This window comes from Sphaerotilus sp. FB-3, assembly GCF_023706025.1.
GTDB classification, from domain to species: domain Bacteria; phylum Pseudomonadota; class Gammaproteobacteria; order Burkholderiales; family Burkholderiaceae_C; genus Sphaerotilus; species Sphaerotilus sulfidivorans.
Map to the genome: position 1 here is coordinate 1 of NZ_BQWE01000029.1, position 706 is coordinate 706.

The window sequence follows — 706 nt, forward strand, 5'->3', positions numbered from 1 at the left end:
TCTCCCAGGCCCTCTACCGCAACGCTCTTTGCCTTGATCTCGTGCTCAACTATGCGGGCGTCAGGGAGCAGTGAACGGCCCTGCTCCCCTGCCCGGCCCGGTTGTCCTGAACGGCGACCGGGCCTTGTTCTTTTTCTCTGTGCCATCTTCAGAATATCAGCGTAATCACCTGTTCTGCATCAAGACCAATTACGGTGAAATCTGGCAGGCGCGGCACCGTGATGGTGCCGCATGCACCGCCGAACCTCATGCGCGACCCACCGTCGCGGGCACGACCAGCGTCCGGATCGCAGTTTTTCCGGCACAGGCCGGCATGTCGTGGAAATTCAGCTCAGGAATGTGCTGGCACGATCGTTGCTCAATATGTGAGGATTCCGGCGGCAACAGGTCCGACCGGGCAGCCCGGACCGCAGTCCCCAGCCACGAAGGTTTCACGCGATGGTTTCCTCCTCGAATCCCGATCCCCGGGTCCGGCATTTCGGATTCCTGCTGCTCGAGAATTACTCGATGATCGCCTTCGCCAATGCGGTGGAGGTGCTGCGCATGGCCAATCTGACCAGCCGGCAGACGCTCTATACCTGGAGCGTCTGCGCAGCCGAAGGGGGCGCGGCCCAGGCCAGCAACCAGGGCCGTTCACTGCTCCCTGACGCCCGCATAGTTGAGCACGAGATCAAGGCAAAGAGCGTTGCGGTAGAGGGCCTGGGAG

At 61.8% G+C, this 706-nt stretch carries 1 pseudogene; it reads left to right on the forward strand.

The annotated features are described in order from the left end of the window. Positions 1–438: 438 nt before the first annotated feature. Positions 439–706 (forward strand): annotated as a pseudogene (locus NFT33_RS11855) (GlxA family transcriptional regulator); the annotation flags it as partial.